The organism is Stenotrophomonas sp. P2112 (genome assembly GCF_041897515.1).
Lineage (GTDB): Bacteria > Pseudomonadota > Gammaproteobacteria > Xanthomonadales > Xanthomonadaceae > Stenotrophomonas > Stenotrophomonas sepilia.
The window spans coordinates 473,259-493,058 of record NZ_CP169216.1 but is presented as its reverse complement, the minus strand read 5'-3'; the positions used below and the strand labels follow the sequence as shown (position 1 = coordinate 493,058).

Genomic DNA, 19,800 nt, shown 5'->3' with positions numbered 1-19,800 from the left:
AGGGCAGCAGCAACAGCTGGAGCAACAGCAACAGCAGAAGCAGGCATTCGGTGGGATGGCGGGGTGGGTCCGGTTGCGGGGGACGCCGTAAACCCCGCTCCGCGGTCCGGCCCAGCCGCTGGCGGCTGTGCGTTCGGGCGCTTGCGAAGCAATGCTTCGCAAGCAAAGCGCCCTCACCCTTGGGGGCTTGGCCGCGGCATTCATGCCGCGGACACCCCCGCAACCGGACCCACCCCGCCTTCGACAGATCTCTGCTGCTGTTGGTGGGTGTCGACCTTGGTCAACACGGACGGAAACACGAAGGGGTCAGATCCCTTTCCCGGCAGGAAAGGGCTCTGACCCCATCTGTGTGTTGCTTGGGCGTGTTACCAGTTCGGGTCTTCGGCCGGGGCGGCAGCAGGCTTGGGCTTCGGCTTGGCCACCGGGCGCGCGGCGGTAGCCGGTGCTGCCGAGGCCGTTGCGCCAGCAGCAGCGGCAGCCGGCTTGCTGCCCAGCTTCTGGCGCAGTTCGATCTGGCCCGGACGGAAGCCGCCGCGCATCGCGTCGACGCCATCTTCGATGGTGCCGTACGAGGTCTGCGCAGCCACGCGGTCGATGCGGATGGTGCAGCACGGGTGTTCGCTGCGGCCCAGCGAACGGCCGGTCTGCGGGTCCTTCAGTTCCTCGCCCAGGCGCACGGCCTGCCAGCGCTGGCCGGCCTGCACGGTGTCACCGCCTTGGCTCAGCACCACCTGGTCACCGTCCACCGACACCACCGATACCGGGAACAGCGTGGTGACGATGCTGGTGCCGATCTGGCCGGACAGCGATTCCATCATCGCCGCAGCCATGTTGCGGCCGTTGACCACACGCGGCAGGGTGCTCGGGCCGGTCGAGGCCAACTGGTGATCGAAGCTGTCGGACATCACCACCTGGCCAGTGGTGGCGTTGACCAGGCGCAGGGTGATGCGGCCGCCACCGGAGTATGAGGTCACCTGACGGTCGGACATGCGCAGGTTGCGCACGCTGCGCGGGTACTCGAAGCGTTCGATGGTCGGGATCAGGATCAGGTCGGTCGCCAGCTGCTGGCCGACGCGGGCAGTGTCCTGCAAACGCACGTTGCCGCTGTTGATGTGGTCGATCTCGGCCTGCAGTTCGTCGCCGAACTCGCGATCCAGCACGATGAAGCGCTGGGTCTGGGTCAGCGTGTCGGACAGGCGTGCGCGGATCGCGTCGGCCACTTCATCGGCGCTCACGCGGCCATCGCCCACGGCATAGCTGCCGGCCTTCGTACGCGGCAGCGCGACCACGATCTTCGGCTTGCCCTGCTCGTCCGGTGCGCGGTACTGGGCGATCTGGGCACGCACGCGTACCTTCCAGTAGCTGCGCATGCTGCGGTGGGTCACGTCGGAATCGAACGAGCTTGCGCCACGCTTGGCATCGACGCTGACCTTCTCGTCGTAGCGCTCCTTGACACTGGCCGAGGCACCGCCGCCCTTGGCCGTGGCTTCGCCAGAGGCGCTGGCAGAGGCCGAACCCTTGAAGCTCCAGCCTTCATCGCTGGCGCGCACGCGCGCGATGGTTTCCTCGTCCAGCTGCCGCACTTCGTCCTGCGACAGGATTTCATAGCCCAGCACCGCGCCCTGCGAGCCGGCGATCATCTGCTGGGTGAACGCGTCGGCGCGGATATCGCCGACGTGTTCGTCATCCACATCCACATGCAGGCCTGCACGCAGGCCCTGCATCTGGCTGGCCACGCGTACACCGTTGACCTGCGCCACCGCCGACTGCAGCGCCGCCAGCACCGCCAGTTCCGGGGTGCTGCCGATGCCGTCGGCCTCGCGCGCGACCTGGGTGGTGCCGCCGAAATCCGGCGTGCCACGCAGGGGCGCTGCTTCCACTGGCGCATTGCTGGCCAGTGCACTGGTTGCCTTGTCCTTGGCGGGTGTGGGCGCATCGGCGGCCGGGGTGTCCTGCTTGCCGCAGGCTGCAAGCAGCACGGCGGCCAGGCCCAGGCCGATCAAACGGGAGGTCGTACGCATGGGGTTGATCCTCGGATCAGATCGAGTCGAGCATCGAATCGGCGTTCGACGGCACCTTCACCTTGCTCTTCTTGGCGAAGGTCACGGCCGACTTGGTCGAGCCGTACAGGCCCTGGATGAAGCCCGGCGATTCCTTGGCCACCCATGCACCGGCAGCCAGTTTGCGGCCGACGGTGGCCATCTGGGTGGCGCCCAGGTTCTTCATGCCGGCGGTGAAGTTGCTGGCTTCGCCGCCCAGCTTCTGCGCTTCGGCAGCCGACGCCAGCAGCGAGACCAGGCCTTCGGCATAGTGCTGCTTGGATTCAGCGTTCAGCTCCGGCTGCGCGGCCTGGCGCTCGTCGATCGCGGCCTGGGCGGCTTCGCTGACCGACACCGACTTCTTCATCGCATCGACGCTGACCGAACCCGACGACAGCGCCTGGCGCTCGGCTTCCAGCAGCTGCACCTGCTCGGCCAGGCCGAAGGCACGGGCGAACGAGGTCTGGGCCTGCAGCGAGTGCGACTGCGAGCTGACGAAACGACGCACCAGTGCTTCCTGCGCGGCTTCATCCGGTGCGGCGGCGCTGGAGGCGCTGCTGCTGGAGGTACCGGTGGCGGCGCCGGCCAGGTCCTTCAGCTTGCCCAGGCCAGCGTGCGCCGGCATCGACAGGGTGGCGGCCGCGATGGCCAGGACAAGAGCGGTATTGCGGATCATGTGAGAGTCCTTTGGGAGAGACGGCCGCGGTGCGGCACGTGGGGAATCGGTAAGCCCCGGTGGATGCCGAGCGCGCTCGGCACCCACGGGGCGGCGGATCAGCGGACCGCCTTGACGTTCAGTTCGTTGATCATCTGCTGGGCGGCCTTTTCGGCAGCCAGCTGCAGTGCGTTGGTACGGGCCACGGTTTCATTCGGGCCGGTACCGGAGAACTGCACCGGGCCGACCGACGACACGGTGCGCGGGAAACGACCGGTCACATCCAGCACCTTGCCGGTGACGGTGACGAACACGCGGGTGTTGCCACTGGCCGGATCACGGTCGCGCATGCCGATGTCGAGGGTGCCGACGGCGATGTACGGAATGTTGGCTGCACGGATGCCGTTGGCGGTGTCACGCAGGGTGGCCGGGGCCAGGTCGTTGCCGGTGCTGAAGTCCTTGCGGATACGCTCGATGCTGAGCAGGCCACGCGACTCGCCTTCCACGTATTCGGCTTCAACCACTTCGTAGCCGGCGGCGCTGAAGGCACCGGTCATCGCGGTGTTGACCTCGGCGGCGTTGGCCACCTTCCAGGTGATGTTGTCGGCGCGTGCGGTGGTGCTGCCGCCGCTGGTGACCGACACCGATCCGTTCTGGTTGATGCTGCCGTTGGTGCTGACCGAGTTGCCGCGGAAGCTGTCGCCCTCACGGGTGTTCTCGCTGTAGCTGCTGCTGGCGTCGACGCGGCGGTATTCCTTGTCCTGGAACGACTGCACGGTGTCCTGCGAGCGCGCCATGAACAGGAAGGTCAGCAGCGAGCGCTGCGCGGCGGTGGCACCGGCCACGGCCGAACCCGCATCCAGCTTGGTCTGCAGCAGGGTGGTGTTGATCTCGGCACGGACGGTGACGGTGTAGGTCTTGGCCTTCTTGTCTTCGGTGTCCGACAGCTGCACCGCGCTGAGCACGTAGCGGTCGATCTCGCCGATGAACTCGGCGCGGCGCGCTTCGAACAGGCGCAGCTTGGCCGCACCGGTTTCGGCGATGTATGCCTCCAGGGCGTTGACCTTGGCCTTGTTCAGGGCCTGGGCACGGGTATCGGCACTCAGGCGCAGGCCGTAGCTGGCCGAGCCGGTGCCGCGCGAACTCGCGGTCTGCGCAGCGACCGGCGAGGCCACCACCAGCGCGATGAGGATGAGCAGGATGGTACGCATCAACGACATGACTTGATCAACTCCTGGAGGGCTTGGGTCTGCTGCTGCAACGGGCGGCCGCCCGGCTTCTGTTCGTCCAGCCAGGCGCGCGAATCGGCACGCTTGGCGGCGGCGCCGGCGAAGGCATCGAGCCCGGCCAGCAGGGTTTCGTAGCTGGCCGACCACTGGTCGACCTGCCACTGCGTGGCCGGAACCACCTTGGTGGCCCCCTTGCGCAGCGGCTGTTCGAAATAGACCTTCCCCGAGAACGGTTCGGTCACCTTGGCGGTGAAGAAGGCGCCGAACAGCATCGTCTTCATCGCCGGGGTTTCCTCGATCACGCCGTTCTTCAATGCATCGACCTGCAGGTTGATGACGTAGTCGGGTTCGGGAATCTTCAGCTGGTAGACCTTGCCGTCGGCAAAGCGGGCAGCCATCGCGCCACCGATCGCCTGGCCCGAGGCCGGCGGCAGCAGCCCGACGCCGGTGTTGGACGACAGCGTCTTGGACAGTTCATGGGCCAGCGTGGCGCGCAGCGGCGCTTCCCACTTTGGGTCGGGCAGCTTGGCGCGGACCGCGTCGGACAGGGTTACACCACCGACCTGCAGACGGCGCACCGCCGCGTCGGGCAACCTGGCCTGGGCAAGGCTGGCCGCCAGCACCTGCGACAGGCTGGTATCGGCGCCGCCATACAGCAGATCGGCGACGATCGCGTCGATATCGTCGTTGTCCGGTCGGTAATCCTGCACGTCGATGCGCTGCAGCGTGAGCGGATAGGACGCGATCACCTGGCGCTCGCGGAAGTCGAAGAACAACGCCTGCAGCGCCACTTCCACCAGCACCTTGTACTGGTCGCCGATCGGCTCGACCGAGACCAGTTCGCGGTCCAGCGCGGCGGCCAGCACGGTGGCGCTGGTGGTGCCGTCGAGCATCGCCACCGGCTGGTCGATCAGCTCCAGGTGGGCCGGTGCGCGGCGCTTGAGCGACTGCGCCAGCGTCTGGTTCAGCGGGATCAGGCCACGCCGTTCCAGCACCGCATGCGCATGTGGCGTGGTCGCCTGCACGGCGGCGGCGTCAGCGGTATAGGCAAAACCGGCCCAATAGGCCTGCTGCGATTTGTCCGCGGCCTGCACGGCCATCGGCCATACGGCCAGGCACAGGGCACAGGCAAGCAGGCGCGCAAAAGCGCGCGATGCGCTCTTCGTCCTTGAATACATCCAACCGCTCCTCGGTCAATACGCACGGAATGCGGGCGCTGATGCGTCCGCTGGGCGCGAAACATAGCCGCTAAGGCGCGCGGCGACAAGTGCTGTCCTTGTCGGCTCAGTCCGTGGGGGGCAGGCCCGCCCGCTGCCGCAACAGTCCACGCTCGGCCTGGTTCTGGCTGAGCCGAGCCGCCTCGCCAAAAGCGTCACGCGCATCCTGCTCGCGCCCCAGTGCCTGCAACAGCTCGCCACGCACCACCTGCAGCGGCGCGTAGTCACGCAGGCGCGCGTCGACCAGCAAGGGCTGCAGCTGCGCCCAGGCGGCAAAGGGACCGTCGCTGCGCAGGATCGCCACCACCCGGTTCAATGCCACCACTGGCGAAGGCTGCACCTGCAGAAGCTGTGTATAAAGCGCAGCAATGCGCGGCCAATCGGTGGCGTCAGCGCGACGCGCAGCCGCATGGCAGGCCGCAATGCGCGCCTGCAGCACGTAGGGATCCTGCCCGCCGCCTGCGGCCAGCGCACGTGCCAGTGCCTGCTGACCACGTTCGATCTGCAGCCAATCCCAGCGCGCGCGGTTCTGCTGGTCCAGCAGCACCGGCACGCCCTGCGCGTCCACCCGCGCCGCTGCGCGCGAGGCCTGCAGCTCCATCAGCGCCAGCAGGCCCAGTACCGGCGGCACCGGCAACCGATGGGCCAGGACGCGGGCCAGCCGCAGCGCTTCCTCGCACAGCGCCGGGCGCATCCAGTCGTCGCCGGCGCTGGCCGCATAGCCTTCGTTGAACACCAGGTAGATCGCCTCCAGCACCGAGGCCAGGCGCTCCGGCATCGCCTCCGCGCGCGGCACTTCATAGGGCACCTGCTTCTGCGTCAGGGTGCGCTTGGCGCGCACGATGCGCTGGGCGATGGTCGGTTCCGGCTGCAGGAACGCGCGCGCGATCTCCACGGTGGTCAGGCCACCGAGCAGGCGCAGGGTGAGCGCCACGCGCGCATCGGCCGGCAGCACGGGATGGCAGGCCACGAACATCAGCCGCAGCAGGTCATCGCCCAGGTCGTCCTCCAGCGCCTGGCTGTCATCGGGTGCCGGCAGCGCCGCCGGATGCAGTTCCTCGCCCCATTGCGCGTGCTGCTGAGCCACGCGTTGGTGCTGGCGCAGCACATCGATGGCACGGTTGCGCGCGGTGGTCATCAGCCAGGCTCCGGGGTTGTCCGGGATGCCCTGCTCCGGCCAACGCTCCAGCGCGGCCAGCCAGGTGTCCTGGGCCAGTTCCTCGGCACGGCCGACATCGCCACCGAGCAGCCGCGCCAGGCGCGCGATCAGCACTGGCGACTCCATCCGCCAGAGGGTTTCCAGACGCTGCGTCAGTGCGGGCTCGAGCATGCGCCGATCACAGCACGCACGCCCGGCCCGCACAAGCGCCGCAGCTCACGCTTCAACAATCGGCTTGAAGCCACCCCAGAACATGCGCCGGGTATCGAACGGCATGTCCTTCGGGCCCAGCGACGCCAGCCGCGGGTCGGCCATCACCTTTGCGTTGATGCGGTCGCGTGCCGCGCGCGAGCGGAACACCACGAAGGCGACGATCACCGTCTCGCCCGGTTTCGCCTTGACCGCGCGCGGGAACGAGGTGCTCTTGCCCGGTTCCACATCGTCGGCCACGCATTCCATGTACTGCAGCGCGCCATGGTCCTTCCACACCACGCCGGCCTTGCGGGCAAGGCGGCGGTAGGCCGCCACCTTGTCCTGCGGGCACGGCAGCACGTACGCATCCACGTAAGCCATGAGGGTTCTCCCTTGCGGCGGCCGTCAGCCCGGCTCGCCGTCCATGTGTGCGATTTCCCAGAGATGGCCATCCAGGTCCTGGAAGCCGCGCTGGTACATGAAGCCCAGGTCGCGCGCCGGCTGCGGCTCGCTGGCGCCGGCGGCCAGTGCCTTGTCCACCAGCTCGTCAACGGCCTTGCGACTGGGTGCCGAGAGTGCGTTGATCACTTCGGTGTGGGTGTGCGCGTCGGCAATCGGCTTGTTGGTGAACTGCTGGAAAAAGGGCTGGGTCAGCAGCATCACGTAGATGCTTTCGCTGATGACCATGCCGGCCGCGTCGTCGTTGGTGTAGGTCGGATTGAAGCTGTAGCCCAGCGCGGTGAAGAACGCCTTGGACTTCTCCAGGTCCTGCACGGGCAGGTTGACGAAGATCATCTGCGGTTGTGGTGCACTCATCGTTGAAGCTCCTTGTGGATGACAGAGGCGGGATCAGGACTGCTTCATGCAGTTGACCATCCACGGCTTGCCGTAACGGTCGATCAGCATGCCCCAGCGATGTGCCCAGAACGTTTCGCCGATCGGCATCTGCACCTGGCCACCTTCGGCCAGCGCGGCGAACACGCGTTCGGCTTCTTCGATGCTGTCGACGTCGACATTGATGGTGGTCGAGCCGCCCTCGCCACCGCCGGGACCGTCGGCCGCCATCACGATGGCGCTGCCGATCTCCAGCTGGCTGTGCGCAACGTGGTCGAGGGTTTCCGGCGGCATTTCGTTGCAGCCCGGCGAGCCATCGGAGGGCGGCATGTCGCGGTACTTCATTTCCGAGGTGACCTGGCCACCGAGTGCCTTGGCATAGAACGCCATTGCCTCGTGGGCCTGGCCGCTGAAGCCGAGGAAGGGAATCAGTCTCATGGCAATACTCCGTTGTGCGGTTCAGGGCGATAGTGCCGGGGCGTGCCCGGCAGGGAGAGGAATCGGATCAGCCTTCCAGCTGTGCACGCAGACGCTGTTCCTGCTGCTGTAATTCGGGGGTGAAGGCTTCACCAAAGTCTTCTGCGGAGATCAGCGGACGCAGTTCCAGCGTGCCGCCCTCGCCGAATGGCGCACGGCTGGCCCATTCAACGGCCTCGTCCAGCGACCGCACCTCCCACAGCCAGAAGCCGGCGATCTGTTCGCTGGCAGGACCGAACGGACCGGCCTCGACCTTGGGTGCCCCGCCGCCGAAATGAATGCGACGGCCGCGCTGGGTGGCGTGCAGGCCTTCACCGGCCAGCATGATGCCGGCGGCCACCAGTTGTTCGTTGAAGGCGCCCATTTCGGACAGTTCCTGTTCGCTGGGCATGCGGCCGGCTTCGGAGTCGGCGTTGGCCTTCACGATCACCATCACTTTCATTTCGGTCTCCCGTGGGACGCGTGGTGCGTGCCCTTCACTGGGTACAACGAACCAGGGGGCTGGGAATCGACACGTCTGTTGGGAATTCTTTTCTTGCGCGGAAAGCGCGCCTTCGGCGAGGGTCGGCGAACGGCGGAGCCCCTCCGTGGTGGTGTGGGTTGGTCGCGGAAAGCTGGTTTTCTGGGAGTGGGCCGGGCGGGCGGGGTTGGCGGGGACGCCGTGAACCCATCCGTGGGGGCTTAGCCGCGCCATCCATGGCGCGGATACCCCGCCAACCCCACCCGCCCGGCCCCAGACAGATCTCTGCGGCTGCCCCACCACGGGAAAATCAAGAGAAAAGGCAAAAGCAAAAGCAGCAGCAACGGCGGTTGGCTGGCGGCCTCAGCTTTACGAGCGAAGCGACCCGCTTTTGCTCTTGTTTGTGATTTTCCGTGGTGAACGCCGCAGGAAACTGTCCAGGGCCGGGTGGGTAGGCGGGGCGGGGGTGTCCGCGGCATGGATGCCGCGGCTAAGCCCCCACGGATGGGTTTACGGCGTCCCCCGACCCGCCTACCCACCCGGCCAAGCCCAAGAATCACGCTGTAGCGCCACCACGGAGGGGCTCCGCCGTTCGCCGATCCCCGCCGAAGGCGCGCTTCTGCGCTGCAACATGCCCGTGCGCAATCCTGCGCGATCATGGACCCCCGCCCCCGCCAGGACCATGCCATGCAGCAGTACCTGCTTCTGATCTACATCGAGCCTGCCCTGCTGCAGGCCCTGCCCACCGAAGAATTCAACGCGCTGATGCGCGACTGCCTGGCCCATGCCGACAAGCTGCAGGCCGAAGGCACGCTGCTGGCCGCACAGAAGCTGCAGCCGGTCGATACCGCACAGACCCTGCGCGTGCGCGATGGACACAGCCGCGTGCTCGATGGCCCGTTTGCCGAAACCCGCGAGCTGCTGGCCGGCTTCAACCTGATCGTGGCGCGCGACCGCGACGACGCCATGCGCATCGCCCGCGACTTCCCGTGGGCACGCTTCGGCAGCATCGAAGTGCGGCCGCTGGAAGACATGGACGCCGAGCGCGAACGCTGCGGCGCCCCGGCTGCGGCTATGGCAGCAGCCGTACTCTGATCTCGCGCGGGCCGACGCCTTCGTTGCCGCTGTAGTCGCGCACGCTGGCACGCACGATGTACTCGCCCGGCGGCAACGCCGCCGGCTGCCAGCGTCCGGTTTCCATCAGGCCATCACGCACGGTGTTGGTGGCCAGGTAGCGGAACCGGGTCACCGCGCTGCCATGCACGGTGATGCCGCTGTCCGGTGCGTAGGCCACGCGCACCGCTTCCCGCTGCGGCGGCATGCGGTTGAACACGATGTTCCAGCGCGGCTGCTCGTAGCCCTGCAGCGCATGTCCCGTAGCATCGAGAATCTGGTAACCCACCTGGTACATGCCCAGCCGGCGTCGTGGCAGATTGTTGTCGACCTGGTCCCAGGCCTCCACCACGATCTGCACGCCACGCCCCTGCCGCGCAACCATCACCACGCCATCGCTGCCGGCGACCATCGGCTGGTCGTTGTCGTCCAGCAGGGCCACATCGGTGATGCGCGGTGCGAAGTGGTCGGCGTAGCCCTGGAAGCCCAGCGCTACCGCGTTGGTCTCGAAGCCACCGGTACCCACCGCCAGGTGCACGTGCGCCTGGTTGTTGATGCTGCCCAGGCGGTCTCCCACGTGGATGCGCATGCCACGGCGCACGCGCATCCGCTGCAGCTTGCCCTGCTCGTCATACAGCGCCTGCCAGCGCGCGTCGAACGGCACATCGCGCGGGGTGCGGCCGACACGCATGTGGATGTACTTGAGGCGGTCCACCGCCAGGCCCTCGGCCTGCTCGCCCAGGTTCCAGGCCGCCACCGGGCTGCTGATCTTGCCATCGGCAATCGCCAGCACGGTCTGGCCCACATCACCGCGCACGTCGAAGCCGCCATGCAGGTGGTGGCGGCTCTCACCGCTGAAGTTGCCGCGCACTTCACCCAGGGTGCCGACCACTTCGTGCCAGCCGTCCTGCGGTGCGAGCGGCCAACGGCCGCCCGTCTTCGGCAGCGCGGCATCGGCGGCCGGGCCGACCAGTGCCGGCGCCGGCAGTTCGCCCACCGGCAGCGGACGCAGGCGATGCAGGCGGTAGCCTGCGGCGTCGGCCACCAGCACGCTGCCATCGGCCTCCATCGCCAATCCGCTGGGGCGGGCCAGGCGCGGCAGGCGACCGTTGCCGACCAGTGCGATCTGATGGCCCTGCGGCGTCACCTGCACGATGCGGCCATCCATATCCCCCACGTACAGCACGCCATCGTGGGTGGTGGTCAGCGACAGTGGCCCATTGATCACGCCGCCGCCGGCAACCACGGTGCTGACCGTGCCATCGGTCCCCACCCGGCGCACGGCGTTGTTGAACAGATCGGCCACCAGCAATGCACCCTGCGCGTCGAAGGCCAGCGCCACCGGCGTATCGAAACGCGCCGCAGCGCCCACGCCATCGGCAAAGCCTGGCCGATCACCACCGGCCAGGGTGCGCACACTGCCATCGGTACCGATCACCCGGATGCGGTCATTGAACGTGTCCGCCACGTAGACCTGGCCCTGCGCGTCCACCGCAACGCCCATCGGTGCATCGAAGCGGGCCTGCATGGCAGGGCCATCGGCGAAGCCCTGTTCACCACCGGCCAGCGTGGTCACCTGGCCATCGGTGCCGATGCGGCGGATCGCATGGTTGCCCGTGTCGGCCACGTACAGGTTGCCCTGCGCATCGCCGGCAATGCCCGAAGGCGTATGGAAGCTGGCCTGCAGCGCAGGGCCATCGACACGGCCCTCGCCCTGCCCGGCCACGGTTTCAACGCGGCCATCGGGCAGGCGGCGGCGGATCCGGTTGTTGTCACCGGCATCGGTGAAATAGATACTGCCATCGGTGCCGCGCAGCAGTGCATACGGGTCGGCGAAGCGCGCCTGCGCGGACGCACCGTCGCGGTCGCCGGGGTGACCATCGCCGGCCAGCGGCTCGATCTGCGCGGTCCAGGCCAGCGGCGTGGGCACCGGGCCGGCAGGGCCGGCCAGCGTTTTCAGCGGGGTATCCCACCAGGTTGCAGCCAAGCCCACCGCCGTTGCCAACGCCACCCCTGCCGCCATCCATTGCCACCGTGCCATCGTGTTGCGCTGCCTCTGCCTGCTGTTTGAAGAGGCACCGACAATAGACGCTGCGCGTGCGATCCGCCACGGCCGATCATGCGGCTGAACACCAGGATTCGCTTCGTCGTGCTTGTCCTCGCTGGCCGTAGCAGGTTCAATGCGGTTCCCACGGATGGAGATTCTCCATGCCCCGCGTTCTCCCCCTCACCGCCCTGCTGCTGGCCGCATTGGCCAGCGCGCCCGCCTCCGCTTCGATCACGGTGGCCCCGCAGAAGCCTTCGGCCACCGCCGATGCAGTACACGCGGCGTACGCCACGCGTTGGGATGAGGCCATCCAGCAGGCACGCGACGGCAACACGCTGGGGGCGCTGATCAGCATGGAGCGGCTGATGGAAGATCCGTTGCTGGACGACTTCGATGCCGAGCATCGCGGCCGCGCCTCGCAGGTCGCCGGCTGGACCGCGCTGATGCAGAAGAAGCCGGACCAGGCCCGCCGCTACCTGCAGCGGGCGCAGGAGGCCCTGCCGGAGGATGCACAGATCCTGCTCACCCAGGTGTCGGTGGAACTGTCGGACAACCAGCCGGCCGCAGCCACCTCTTTCCTGGTAAAGGCACTGCAGCACGCCGACGCACCGCTGCCGATCGATCACCACGCCATCAACTACCTGCAGTACCGCCTGCGTGAGCAGCCGCAGAAGCGCATGGACCTGCTGCAGGCGCTGTTTGACAACGGCTGGAAGAGTGGCGGCCTGGGACCCACCGGGCTGTGGCTGGCGCTGGCCACGCTGCAGGCCGACAACGGCCGTGGCGACAGCATTCCGGCCACGCTGGCGCGGATCGACAGCCCGGCCGAGATCATCCGCCTGCGCAGCGACAAGCGCTTTGATCGCTATGTCGATCGCGGTGACGCGCGTTTCGATCCGGTGCAGGCGGCACAGCGCCACCTCGATGAACTGCGTGTTTCCGGCCTGCTCGACCGCGCACTGGACGCGCGCATGGCCGAGTTCAGCACCACCTTGCTGATGCTGGACCGCAACGAGGAAGTGCTGTCGTTGACCGAGGGCATGGCCGGTGCCGCCAGCAACGGCGAATCGCCTGCCGCTGCGGAGGCGGAATGGGTGGCCTGGCTGCTCAACAGCCGGCTCACCGCACTGCGCCGGCTGGGCCGCACCGATGAGGCACTGGCCACGGCGAAACAGGCCGCCCGCATCGGCGCGCTCGGCCCGGATGGTGTCGAGCACCAGATGAATGTCGGCTTCGTGTTCAGTTCGCTGGGGCGCATGCAGGACGCTGCGCAGGCAGTGAATGACATGCCGGGCCTCGCCGGTTACGGCAAGGCCGCACAGGCGCTGCTGCAGTTCGCCGCCGCCCGCGAGCGCGGCGATGCCAAGGCGCGCGATGCAGCACGCGCGGTGATCCTGGCCCAGCGCGACGATGCCCGCCTGTTCCATCGCGAAATGCTGCTGGAGGAAGGCGACCTGGACGGTGCCGCCGCCGTGCTGATCGAACAGCTGCGCTCGCCGGTTGAACGCGGTGAAACCCTGGCCAGCCTGCAGGACATGCGCACCTATCCGTCATTGCCGGGCGATGTGCGCATCGATGCCGCGTGGCGTGCACTCAAGCAGCGTGCCGACGTGCAGGCGGAGGTGGCACGCGTCGGCCGCATCGAGCGCTACGACCTGGTCAGCACTTCCACCTCGCGCTGAGTCCCTGCTAGCGGGCTGGCACTTCGGTGCGGATGCCCATCGCTTCGCGGTAGCGCGCGTACAGCGCCATCACCTTGTCCACATAGGCCAGGGTTTCGGCGTAGGGCGGCACGCCCTTGTAGCGGGTGACCGCACCGATGCCCGCGTTGTAGGCAGCCGCCGCCAACGGGCGATCGCCGTTGTAACGGCGCAGCAGCGCGCGCATGTAGCGTGCGCCGCCCTCGATCGACTGCTGTGGCGAGAACGGATCGCGCACGCCATATTCCTGTGCGGTCTCCGGCATCAACTGCATCACGCCCTGTGCGCCCTTGGTCGAGACCGCCAGCGGATCGAAATTGCTTTCGGCATGGGCGATCGCGCGCAGCCAGGCATCATCGACGCCGGTGGCTTTGGCCGCGGCCTTGAACTGCCTGGCGTGCTGCGCGAGCTGCGGCTTGCCGACCTTGCCCAGGCCCTCGTGCGCCGGCTCGCCCGGCGGCGTGGCCACGGTGAACTTCAGGAATACCCGCGAGCCGGGCAGGTTGCGGGTGGAATAGACCAGCACGCCGTCCTGCTCGCGCTCGTACAGCACACCACTGAACACGCCCATGTTGCCCCACAGGTTCGGGGCCTGGATGGCGTTGTCGTCGATCTCCTTCGGCGTGCACCGCGATCCCGGCTCCGGTGCGGTGGCCAGGCTGACGGTGTTGCCCTGCACGCAGCGATAGACCGTGCGCGCGGCAGCCATCCCGGGCCACAGGATGGGCAGCAGCACCAGTGCAAGCAGGAGAGGTCGATGGGACATGGCGGCCGGATGATCCGGCCGCGCCCGCGAATGTTGGGTGAATGGGGGGCCGGCAGGGCTACGCCCTGCACCCGCGGTAGTGCCGGCCGCTGGCCGGCAACCTCAACGGCAACGGCAGCGGCCGATTTCCTGCGGCTGACAGTAGATCCACGCCATGCGTGGATGAAACTCTCTGGAGACGATGGATCAATCGATGGAACGGAGACGTTGGATCACTTCGCGGCCCTCCGGCGCACCCAATACCCCGCGCCCAGCAGCACGAACCACACCGGGCTGGCGATCAGCGCCTGGCGGGTGTCGCCCTGCAGGCTCAGCAGCACCAGCACGGCGGCGAAGAACACCAGGCAGGCCCAGCACATGGCAACGCCGCCGGGCATCTTGAAGATCGAGGCAGCGTGGCGCTCCGGGTAGCGGCGGCGATAGGCCATGTAGGCCACCAGGATCAGCGACCAGACGAAGATGAACAGCACCGTGGCCAGCGTCGTCACCAGGGTGAAGGCGGTCACCAGGTTCGGAATCAGGTAGATCAGCAGCGTGCCGCCCAGCAGGCACAGGCACGAGAACAGCAGGCCTCGGGCGGGCACGGCAGCGCGTGACAACTTCGACAGCCCGCGCGGGGCGTGCCCCTCTTCGGCCAGGCCGTACAGCATGCGGCTGGTGGAGAAGATGCCACTGTTGGCCGAGGACGTGGCCGAGGTCAGCACCACGAAATTGATCAGGCTGGCGGCGGCGGGAATGCCGGCCAGCACGAACAGCTGCACGAACGGGCTCTTGTCCGGCACCACCTGGCGCCACGGGGTGACCGCCATGATCGCGATCAGCGCCAGCACATAGAAGATGATGATGCGCACCGGGATCGAGTTGATTGCCTTGGGCAGGTTGCGCTCGGGATCGGCGGTTTCGGCGGCGGTGGTGCCGACCAGCTCGATGCCGACGAAGGCGAACACCGCAATCTGGAACCCGGCGAAGAAGCCGACCAGGCCCATCGGGAACATGCCGCCGTCATTCCACAGGTTCGACAGCGACGCGGTGTGGCCGCTGGGTGAAGTGAAACCCCACGCCACCAGCCCGGCGCCGGTGATGATCAGCGCACAGATCGCCACGATCTTGATCAGCGCGAACCAGAATTCCATTTCACCGAACAGCTTCACCGTCACCAGGTTCAACGCCAGCAGCAGCATCACGCAGGCCAGCGCCGGTTTCCAGGCCTCAAGCCCGGGGAACCAGAACTGTGCGTAGGCGGCAATCGCGATCACGTCGGCAATCGCGGTGACGATCCAGCAGAACCAGTAGGTCCATCCACAGAAGAACCCGGCCCACGGGCCGAGCAGGTCGGTGGAGAAGTCGATGAAGGATTTGTACTGCAGGTTGGACAGCAGCAGCTCGCCCATCGCACGCATCACGAAGAACAGCATCGCGCCGATGATCAGGTAGACGAAGACGATGGACGGGCCGGCCAGGCTGATGGTCTTGCCCGAGCCCATGAACAGGCCGGTGCCGATGGCACCGCCGATGGCGATCAGTTGCAGGTGGCGGTTGGACAGGCTGCGGCGCAGGTGCTCGGGGGGCGTGGCGGGCTCGGTCATGGGCGCGGGAAGGGGCGGGCGAAGCGTTCGACGGTAGTCCTCCGCGGCGCCGAGCGCCAGCGCCAGACGGCCCCATTACGTCAAAGCAGGCCGCTTTCACCACAATGTGACCGAATACCGTATTGATCCCATTCCGCCCGGCCCGGTGCCATGCTCAGATAGCCGCACCTGCCCAAGGACCGGCCCGACCATGCGCCCTGCCCCGCCCGCCCTGCTGGAGCCCCGGCCATGAGCCGCCTGCGCGTCATCATCGGCGGTACCGCACTGGCCCTGCTGGCCGCTGCGGTGCCGATCGCGGTCATGGCCTACGCCACCTGGGACCGCGCGGTCAGCGTCGAACAGCAGCGCCTGCGCGACATCGCCGATCGCACCCTGCGCCGCTCCGACCTGTCCTACCAGGAGGCGCTGGCGGCGCTGAAATCCGCCGAAGCCGGTACCTACGTGTCCTGCAGCCCCGAGCACATCCGGCGCATGCAGACCCTGGTAATGACCACCCCATCGATTGACCAGATGGGCTACTTCGAAGGAGGCAAGCTGCGCTGCACCTCCTGGGGGCCGTTCCTGTCGGATGTGGATCAGCCCAGGCCGGACCACGTCACCAGCGACGGCGCCGGCATTGCGGTGGATGTGCGCCCGGAAATCAGCGGGCGCCGCCAGGTGCTGGCGATCCTGTATGGGTCCTACGACGCTCTGGTGGACCCACGCCGCTTCGTCGATGTCATCGCCGACCCGAATGTGCGGCTGGCACTGGCCAGCCCCGATGGCCGCCTGCTGGCCAAACAACCCGGCCTGGATCCGGACCTGCTGCAGGCACTGCTGCGCGACCCGGGCGAAGGCCTGGACCACACCACGCTGTTCGCTACCGCGCGCAACGAGGAATGGCTGGCCGTCGCCACTACACCGCGCACCGCGCTTGCCGCCGCCTTCCGCCAACAGGCCTGGCTGTACGTGCCGGCGGGCCTGCTGCTGGCCGCCGCCGGGGCCGGCCTGGTGATCTGGCTGTCGCGGCGCCGCCTTTCCCTGCGCGGCGAACTGGCCACCGCCATCCGTCGCCGCGAGCTGTACCTGCATTACCAGCCGATCATCGAACTGGACACCGGCATCTGCGTCGGCGCCGAGGCGCTGGTGCGCTGGCAACGCCCGGATGGCACCCAGGTGCGCCCTGACCTGTTCATTCCACTGGCCGAAGAGGCCGGCATGATCGCCGACGTCACCGACCTGGTGATCGAGAACGTGGTGCGCGACATGCGCGAGCTGCTGGTCGCCGACCGCAGCGCGCACATCGCGATCAACCTCGCCGCCGAAGACATCAGCAGCGGTCGCGCCCTGAAGATGATCTCCCGGCACATGGCCGGCAGCGGCATCCTGCCGCAGCAGATCTGGATGGAGGCCACCGAACGTGGCTTCCTCGATCTGGACCGCGCGCGCACCATGCTCGCCGCCGCCCGCCGCGCCGGCCACAGCGTGGCCATCGATGATTTCGGGGTTGGCTTCTCCAGCCTGCAATACCTGCAGCAGCTGCCACTGGATGCGCTGAAGATCGACAAATCATTCATCGATGCGATCGGTACCGAAAGCGCCACCAGCCCGGTCACGCCGCACATCATCGACATGGCCAAGGAGCTGGGCCTGTGGGTGGTGGCCGAGGGCGTGGAAACCGAAGCGCAGCTGGCCTACCTGCACAGCCGGCATGTGGAATTCGGACAGGGCTGGCTGTTCTCGCGGCCGTTGCCGCGCGATGAGTTCGTCGCCTTCCATCAGAAGCGGCAACAGCAGTACGGCGCTGCACGCGAACACATGCAGAACCCGCGCAGCGTGCCGATCGAGCAGGTGCCGCTGGATTAGCAAGGCAAAAGCAAGGCCCACGGTAGTGCCGGCCGCTCGCCGGCACCGCGTCATCACTGATCAACAGCTACGCCCACGCCTTCGGCCGTGCCAGCAACCACGTGGCGGTCACCGCCAGCAACAGCAACGGCAGCCATCCCAGCTGGCGTGGGCCGCTGGCCTGCAGCAGCACCCCGCCTGCCACGCCGCCGGCCGCAATGGCCAGGTTCCAGCCGGTCACCAGCATCGATTGCGCCAGGTCCGCAGCGGCCCCGGCGCGCCGTGCCAAGGCGGTCTGGAACAGGGTCGGCACGGCGCCGAACGCCACGCCCCACAGGATCGTCGCCAGCAGCAGCGCGCTCGCCACGCCTGGCCACACCAGCAAGGCCAGCACCGGAACGATGAAACCGATCACCGCCGCCCACACCAGCGCATGCAGGTAGCGATCCACGCCCCAGCCGGCCATCGCGATGCCAGCAATCGCCGCCATGCCGAAAGCAAGCAGCAGCCGGTCCAGCCACGCACCGGCACCCGCGTCGACGGCCAGCGGCTCGATGTAGGTGTACAGCACGTTGTGCGCCAGCACGTACAGCGCCATCACCAGCAGCGCACTGCGTACACCGGGCAGGCGCCACACGGTCGCCAGCGAAGTGCGTTGCCCGGCCCCAGCGGCCGGCAACGCAGGCAACGCCCAGCGCGCGTAGGCCAGCAGCAGCAGACCCAGCACGCTCATCAACGCGAACGCCCAGCGCCAGCCGATCTGCTGGCCAAGCAGCGTTCCGGCCGGCACCCCCAGCGACAGCGCCAGCGGCGAACCGACCATCGCGACCGCAATGGCCCGTCCCTGCAGCGACGGCACCACCATGCGTGCGGCGTAACCGGCCACCAGCGACCACAGCAATCCGCCGCTCACACCGGCCAGGAAGCGCGCAGCCAGGATCAGCGCGTAACTGCTGCTCAACGCGGTCAGCGTATTGACCACCACGAAGCCGGCGATGGCCGCCAGCAGCAGCGGACGCCGTGGCAGGCGCTGAGTCAGCGCGGTCATCGGCAGTGCGGCCATCACCGAACCCAGCGCATACACGCTCACCAGCTGGCCGACCGCCGCATCACTCACGCCCAGGCTTTCGCCCATCGGCCGCAGCACACCCGCCGGCAGGGTCTCGGTCAACAGGGTGATGAAGCCGCCACCGGCCAAGGCAAGCAGGCCCGCCCACGGCAGGCGCGTGGCCTCGCCGGCCGGACTGGCGGCATCGATGGCATGGCCGCTCATCGCGTTGCCCCCAGGTCGGCATAAATCGCATCGCGCAGGTCATCGACGAAAACGCCATCCATCCCTTCGTACAGGGTGTTGGTCAGCGCCACCACGCTCAGCCCACGCGACGGGTCGACGAACCAGCTGTGCCCGTAGGCACCGCCCCAGCGCCAGCTGCCTTCGCGCTGTGGTGTGCCGCTGGCGGCGGCATCGCGCAGTACCGCAAAGCCCAGCCCGAAGCCCCAGCCGGCCGGTTCCGGGGGCCCCTGCTCGCCCACCTGCGGGCTGGCCATCTGCGCCGCCAGCGCGGGCGGCAGCAGGCCGGAGCGTTGCACGTCGCGCAAAGCCTCCAGCACCGCCATCACCTCATCGGCGGTACCGACCAGGCCGGCGCCGGCCGAAGCGAACCGACTGGCGTCGGTGGCACGTGCGGGACTGAACTCGATGCCCAGCGTTCCCTCGAAAGGTGCGACCACCTCGCCTTCCTGCAGGCGATGCGGTTGCGGCCTGTCGCTCACATACGGCGTGGCCAGCCGCTCTGCATCGCGCGTAACGAACGCGGTATCGCGCAGGCCCAACGGGGCAGCCAGCAGACGCTGGAACAGCGCCTGCAGCGTTTCACCGGTCGCGGCTTCGGCCACCGCACCGGCCACGTCCACGCCCAACGAGTAAAGCCACTGGCTGCCCGGTGCGAACAGCAGTGGCATCTGCGCGATGCGGCGCACGTTCTCGGCCAGGGACACCGGGTTGGCATCCATGCCATCGCTGACGCCAGCGCGCGCGTAGGGTCCCTCCGCATCCGCCTCCAGGAAGCGATAGCCCAGTCCGCTGCTGTGGCTGAGCAGCTGGCGCAGGCTGATCGGCGGCGTGCTGCCATCGGCCAGCGCCGGGCGGAAGTCCGGCAGCCAGCGCTGCACCGGCGCGTCGAGGTCGAGCACGCCTTCAGCCACCAGGCGCAGGATCACCGTGGCCAGCAACGGCTTGCTGACCGATGCCAGCCGGAACAGCTGATCGCGCAGCATCGGCCTGGCCGACTCGCGGTCGGCCAGCCCGCTCGCGCTGGCATGGCGCAGCACGCCGTGCTCGCGCACCAGCACCACCGCACCAACCAGGCGCAACGGATGGACCTGCTGCAGCAGCCGCTGCACCGAAGGCAGCGTCGGTGCAGGTTCAAGGGAAAGAGCGGCATTCATCGCGGTGATCCGTGTGGAGAGGCCCGCCACGTTAGGCAGCACGACGCGACGCAA

The 19,800-nt window shown here is 68.0% G+C and carries 17 protein-coding genes; 3 read left to right on the top strand and 14 right to left on the bottom strand.

Annotated features, from left to right (window positions below):
- Positions 1-365: 365 nt before the first annotated feature.
- From ACEPA4_RS02325 to ACEPA4_RS02285, 9 genes are all read right to left on the bottom strand, one after another.
- Entirely contained in the window at positions 366-2,021 is a 1,656-nt protein-coding gene (locus tag ACEPA4_RS02325; RefSeq protein WP_164093140.1) for a CsgG/HfaB family protein, read from the bottom strand.
- A 16-nt stretch (positions 2,022-2,037) separates the two neighbouring features.
- Entirely contained in the window at positions 2,038-2,715 is a 678-nt protein-coding gene (locus ACEPA4_RS02320; RefSeq protein WP_005415096.1) for a hypothetical protein, read from the bottom strand.
- 98 nt (positions 2,716-2,813) lie between these two features.
- Entirely contained in the window at positions 2,814-3,914 is a 1,101-nt protein-coding gene (locus tag ACEPA4_RS02315) for a hypothetical protein (protein WP_032953880.1), read from the bottom strand.
- Positions 3,905-5,101 carry a hypothetical protein gene (locus ACEPA4_RS02310; RefSeq protein WP_065196172.1) on the bottom strand — a complete coding sequence of 399 codons (1,197 nt, stop codon included), beginning with the start codon at positions 5,099-5,101 and terminating at the stop codon, positions 3,905-3,907. Before ACEPA4_RS02310 ends, ACEPA4_RS02315 begins: the two co-directional genes overlap by 10 nt.
- 106 nt (positions 5,102-5,207) lie before the next feature.
- Entirely contained in the window at positions 5,208-6,470 is a 1,263-nt protein-coding gene (locus tag ACEPA4_RS02305; protein WP_374082978.1) for an RNA polymerase sigma factor, read from the bottom strand.
- 45 nt (positions 6,471-6,515) lie between these two features.
- Entirely contained in the window at positions 6,516-6,872 is a 357-nt protein-coding gene (locus ACEPA4_RS02300; protein ID WP_005415092.1) for a DUF1428 domain-containing protein, read from the bottom strand.
- A gap of 24 nt (positions 6,873-6,896) precedes the next feature.
- Positions 6,897-7,307: a VOC family protein gene (locus tag ACEPA4_RS02295; RefSeq protein WP_021202152.1), complete on the bottom strand. Its 411-nt coding sequence runs from the start codon at positions 7,305-7,307 to the stop codon at positions 6,897-6,899.
- Between the two features lie 33 nt (positions 7,308-7,340).
- Entirely contained in the window at positions 7,341-7,763 is a 423-nt protein-coding gene (locus tag ACEPA4_RS02290) for a VOC family protein (RefSeq protein ID WP_139726669.1), read from the bottom strand.
- A 67-nt stretch (positions 7,764-7,830) separates the two neighbouring features.
- The gene (locus ACEPA4_RS02285; RefSeq protein ID WP_053500761.1) at positions 7,831-8,244 is read right to left on the bottom strand and encodes a YciI family protein; all 414 of its coding nucleotides are present in this window, start codon (positions 8,242-8,244) and stop codon (positions 7,831-7,833) included.
- A 705-nt stretch (positions 8,245-8,949) separates the two neighbouring features.
- Here ACEPA4_RS02285 and ACEPA4_RS02280 point away from each other — a divergent pair.
- The gene (locus ACEPA4_RS02280; protein ID WP_053499021.1) at positions 8,950-9,357 is read left to right on the top strand and encodes a YciI family protein; all 408 of its coding nucleotides are present in this window, start codon (positions 8,950-8,952) and stop codon (positions 9,355-9,357) included.
- Here ACEPA4_RS02280 and ACEPA4_RS02275 read toward each other — a convergent pair.
- Positions 9,335-11,416: a gluconolaconase gene (locus ACEPA4_RS02275; protein ID WP_065179614.1), complete on the bottom strand. Its 2,082-nt coding sequence runs from the start codon at positions 11,414-11,416 to the stop codon at positions 9,335-9,337. The genes ACEPA4_RS02280 and ACEPA4_RS02275 overlap by 23 nt on opposite strands.
- Positions 11,417-11,583: 167 nt before the next feature.
- Here ACEPA4_RS02275 and ACEPA4_RS02270 point away from each other — a divergent pair, with 167 nt between their 5' ends.
- Positions 11,584-13,104: a hypothetical protein gene (locus ACEPA4_RS02270; protein ID WP_374082977.1), complete on the top strand. Its 1,521-nt coding sequence runs from the start codon at positions 11,584-11,586 to the stop codon at positions 13,102-13,104.
- Positions 13,105-13,111: 7 nt separating this feature from the next.
- Here the strand turns inward: ACEPA4_RS02270 and ACEPA4_RS02265 are convergent, their stop codons facing one another.
- Positions 13,112-13,888, bottom strand: coding sequence for a lytic transglycosylase domain-containing protein (locus tag ACEPA4_RS02265; RefSeq protein WP_005415084.1), 777 nt, complete (start codon positions 13,886-13,888; stop codon positions 13,112-13,114).
- Positions 13,889-14,100: 212 nt separating this feature from the next.
- Positions 14,101-15,474 (bottom strand): D-serine/D-alanine/glycine transporter, encoded by a 1,374-nt coding sequence (gene cycA / locus ACEPA4_RS02260; RefSeq protein WP_005415083.1) that lies wholly within the window; start codon positions 15,472-15,474, stop codon positions 14,101-14,103.
- A 228-nt stretch (positions 15,475-15,702) separates the two neighbouring features.
- On the opposite strand from cycA, the gene ACEPA4_RS02255 reads away from it, so the two are divergent.
- Positions 15,703-17,319, top strand: a complete 1,617-nt coding sequence (locus tag ACEPA4_RS02255; RefSeq protein ID WP_235649915.1) for an EAL domain-containing protein — start codon at positions 15,703-15,705, stop codon at positions 17,317-17,319.
- Between the two features lie 67 nt (positions 17,320-17,386).
- Here the strand turns inward: ACEPA4_RS02255 and ACEPA4_RS02250 are convergent, their stop codons facing one another.
- Entirely contained in the window at positions 17,387-18,571 is a 1,185-nt protein-coding gene (locus ACEPA4_RS02250; protein WP_374082976.1) for an MFS transporter, read from the bottom strand.
- A complete protein-coding gene (locus tag ACEPA4_RS02245) occupies positions 18,568-19,746 on the bottom strand; it encodes a serine hydrolase domain-containing protein (protein ID WP_374082975.1) in 1,179 nt (392 codons plus the stop codon). Before ACEPA4_RS02245 ends, ACEPA4_RS02250 begins: the two co-directional genes overlap by 4 nt.
- Positions 19,747-19,800: the final 54 nt, after the last annotated feature.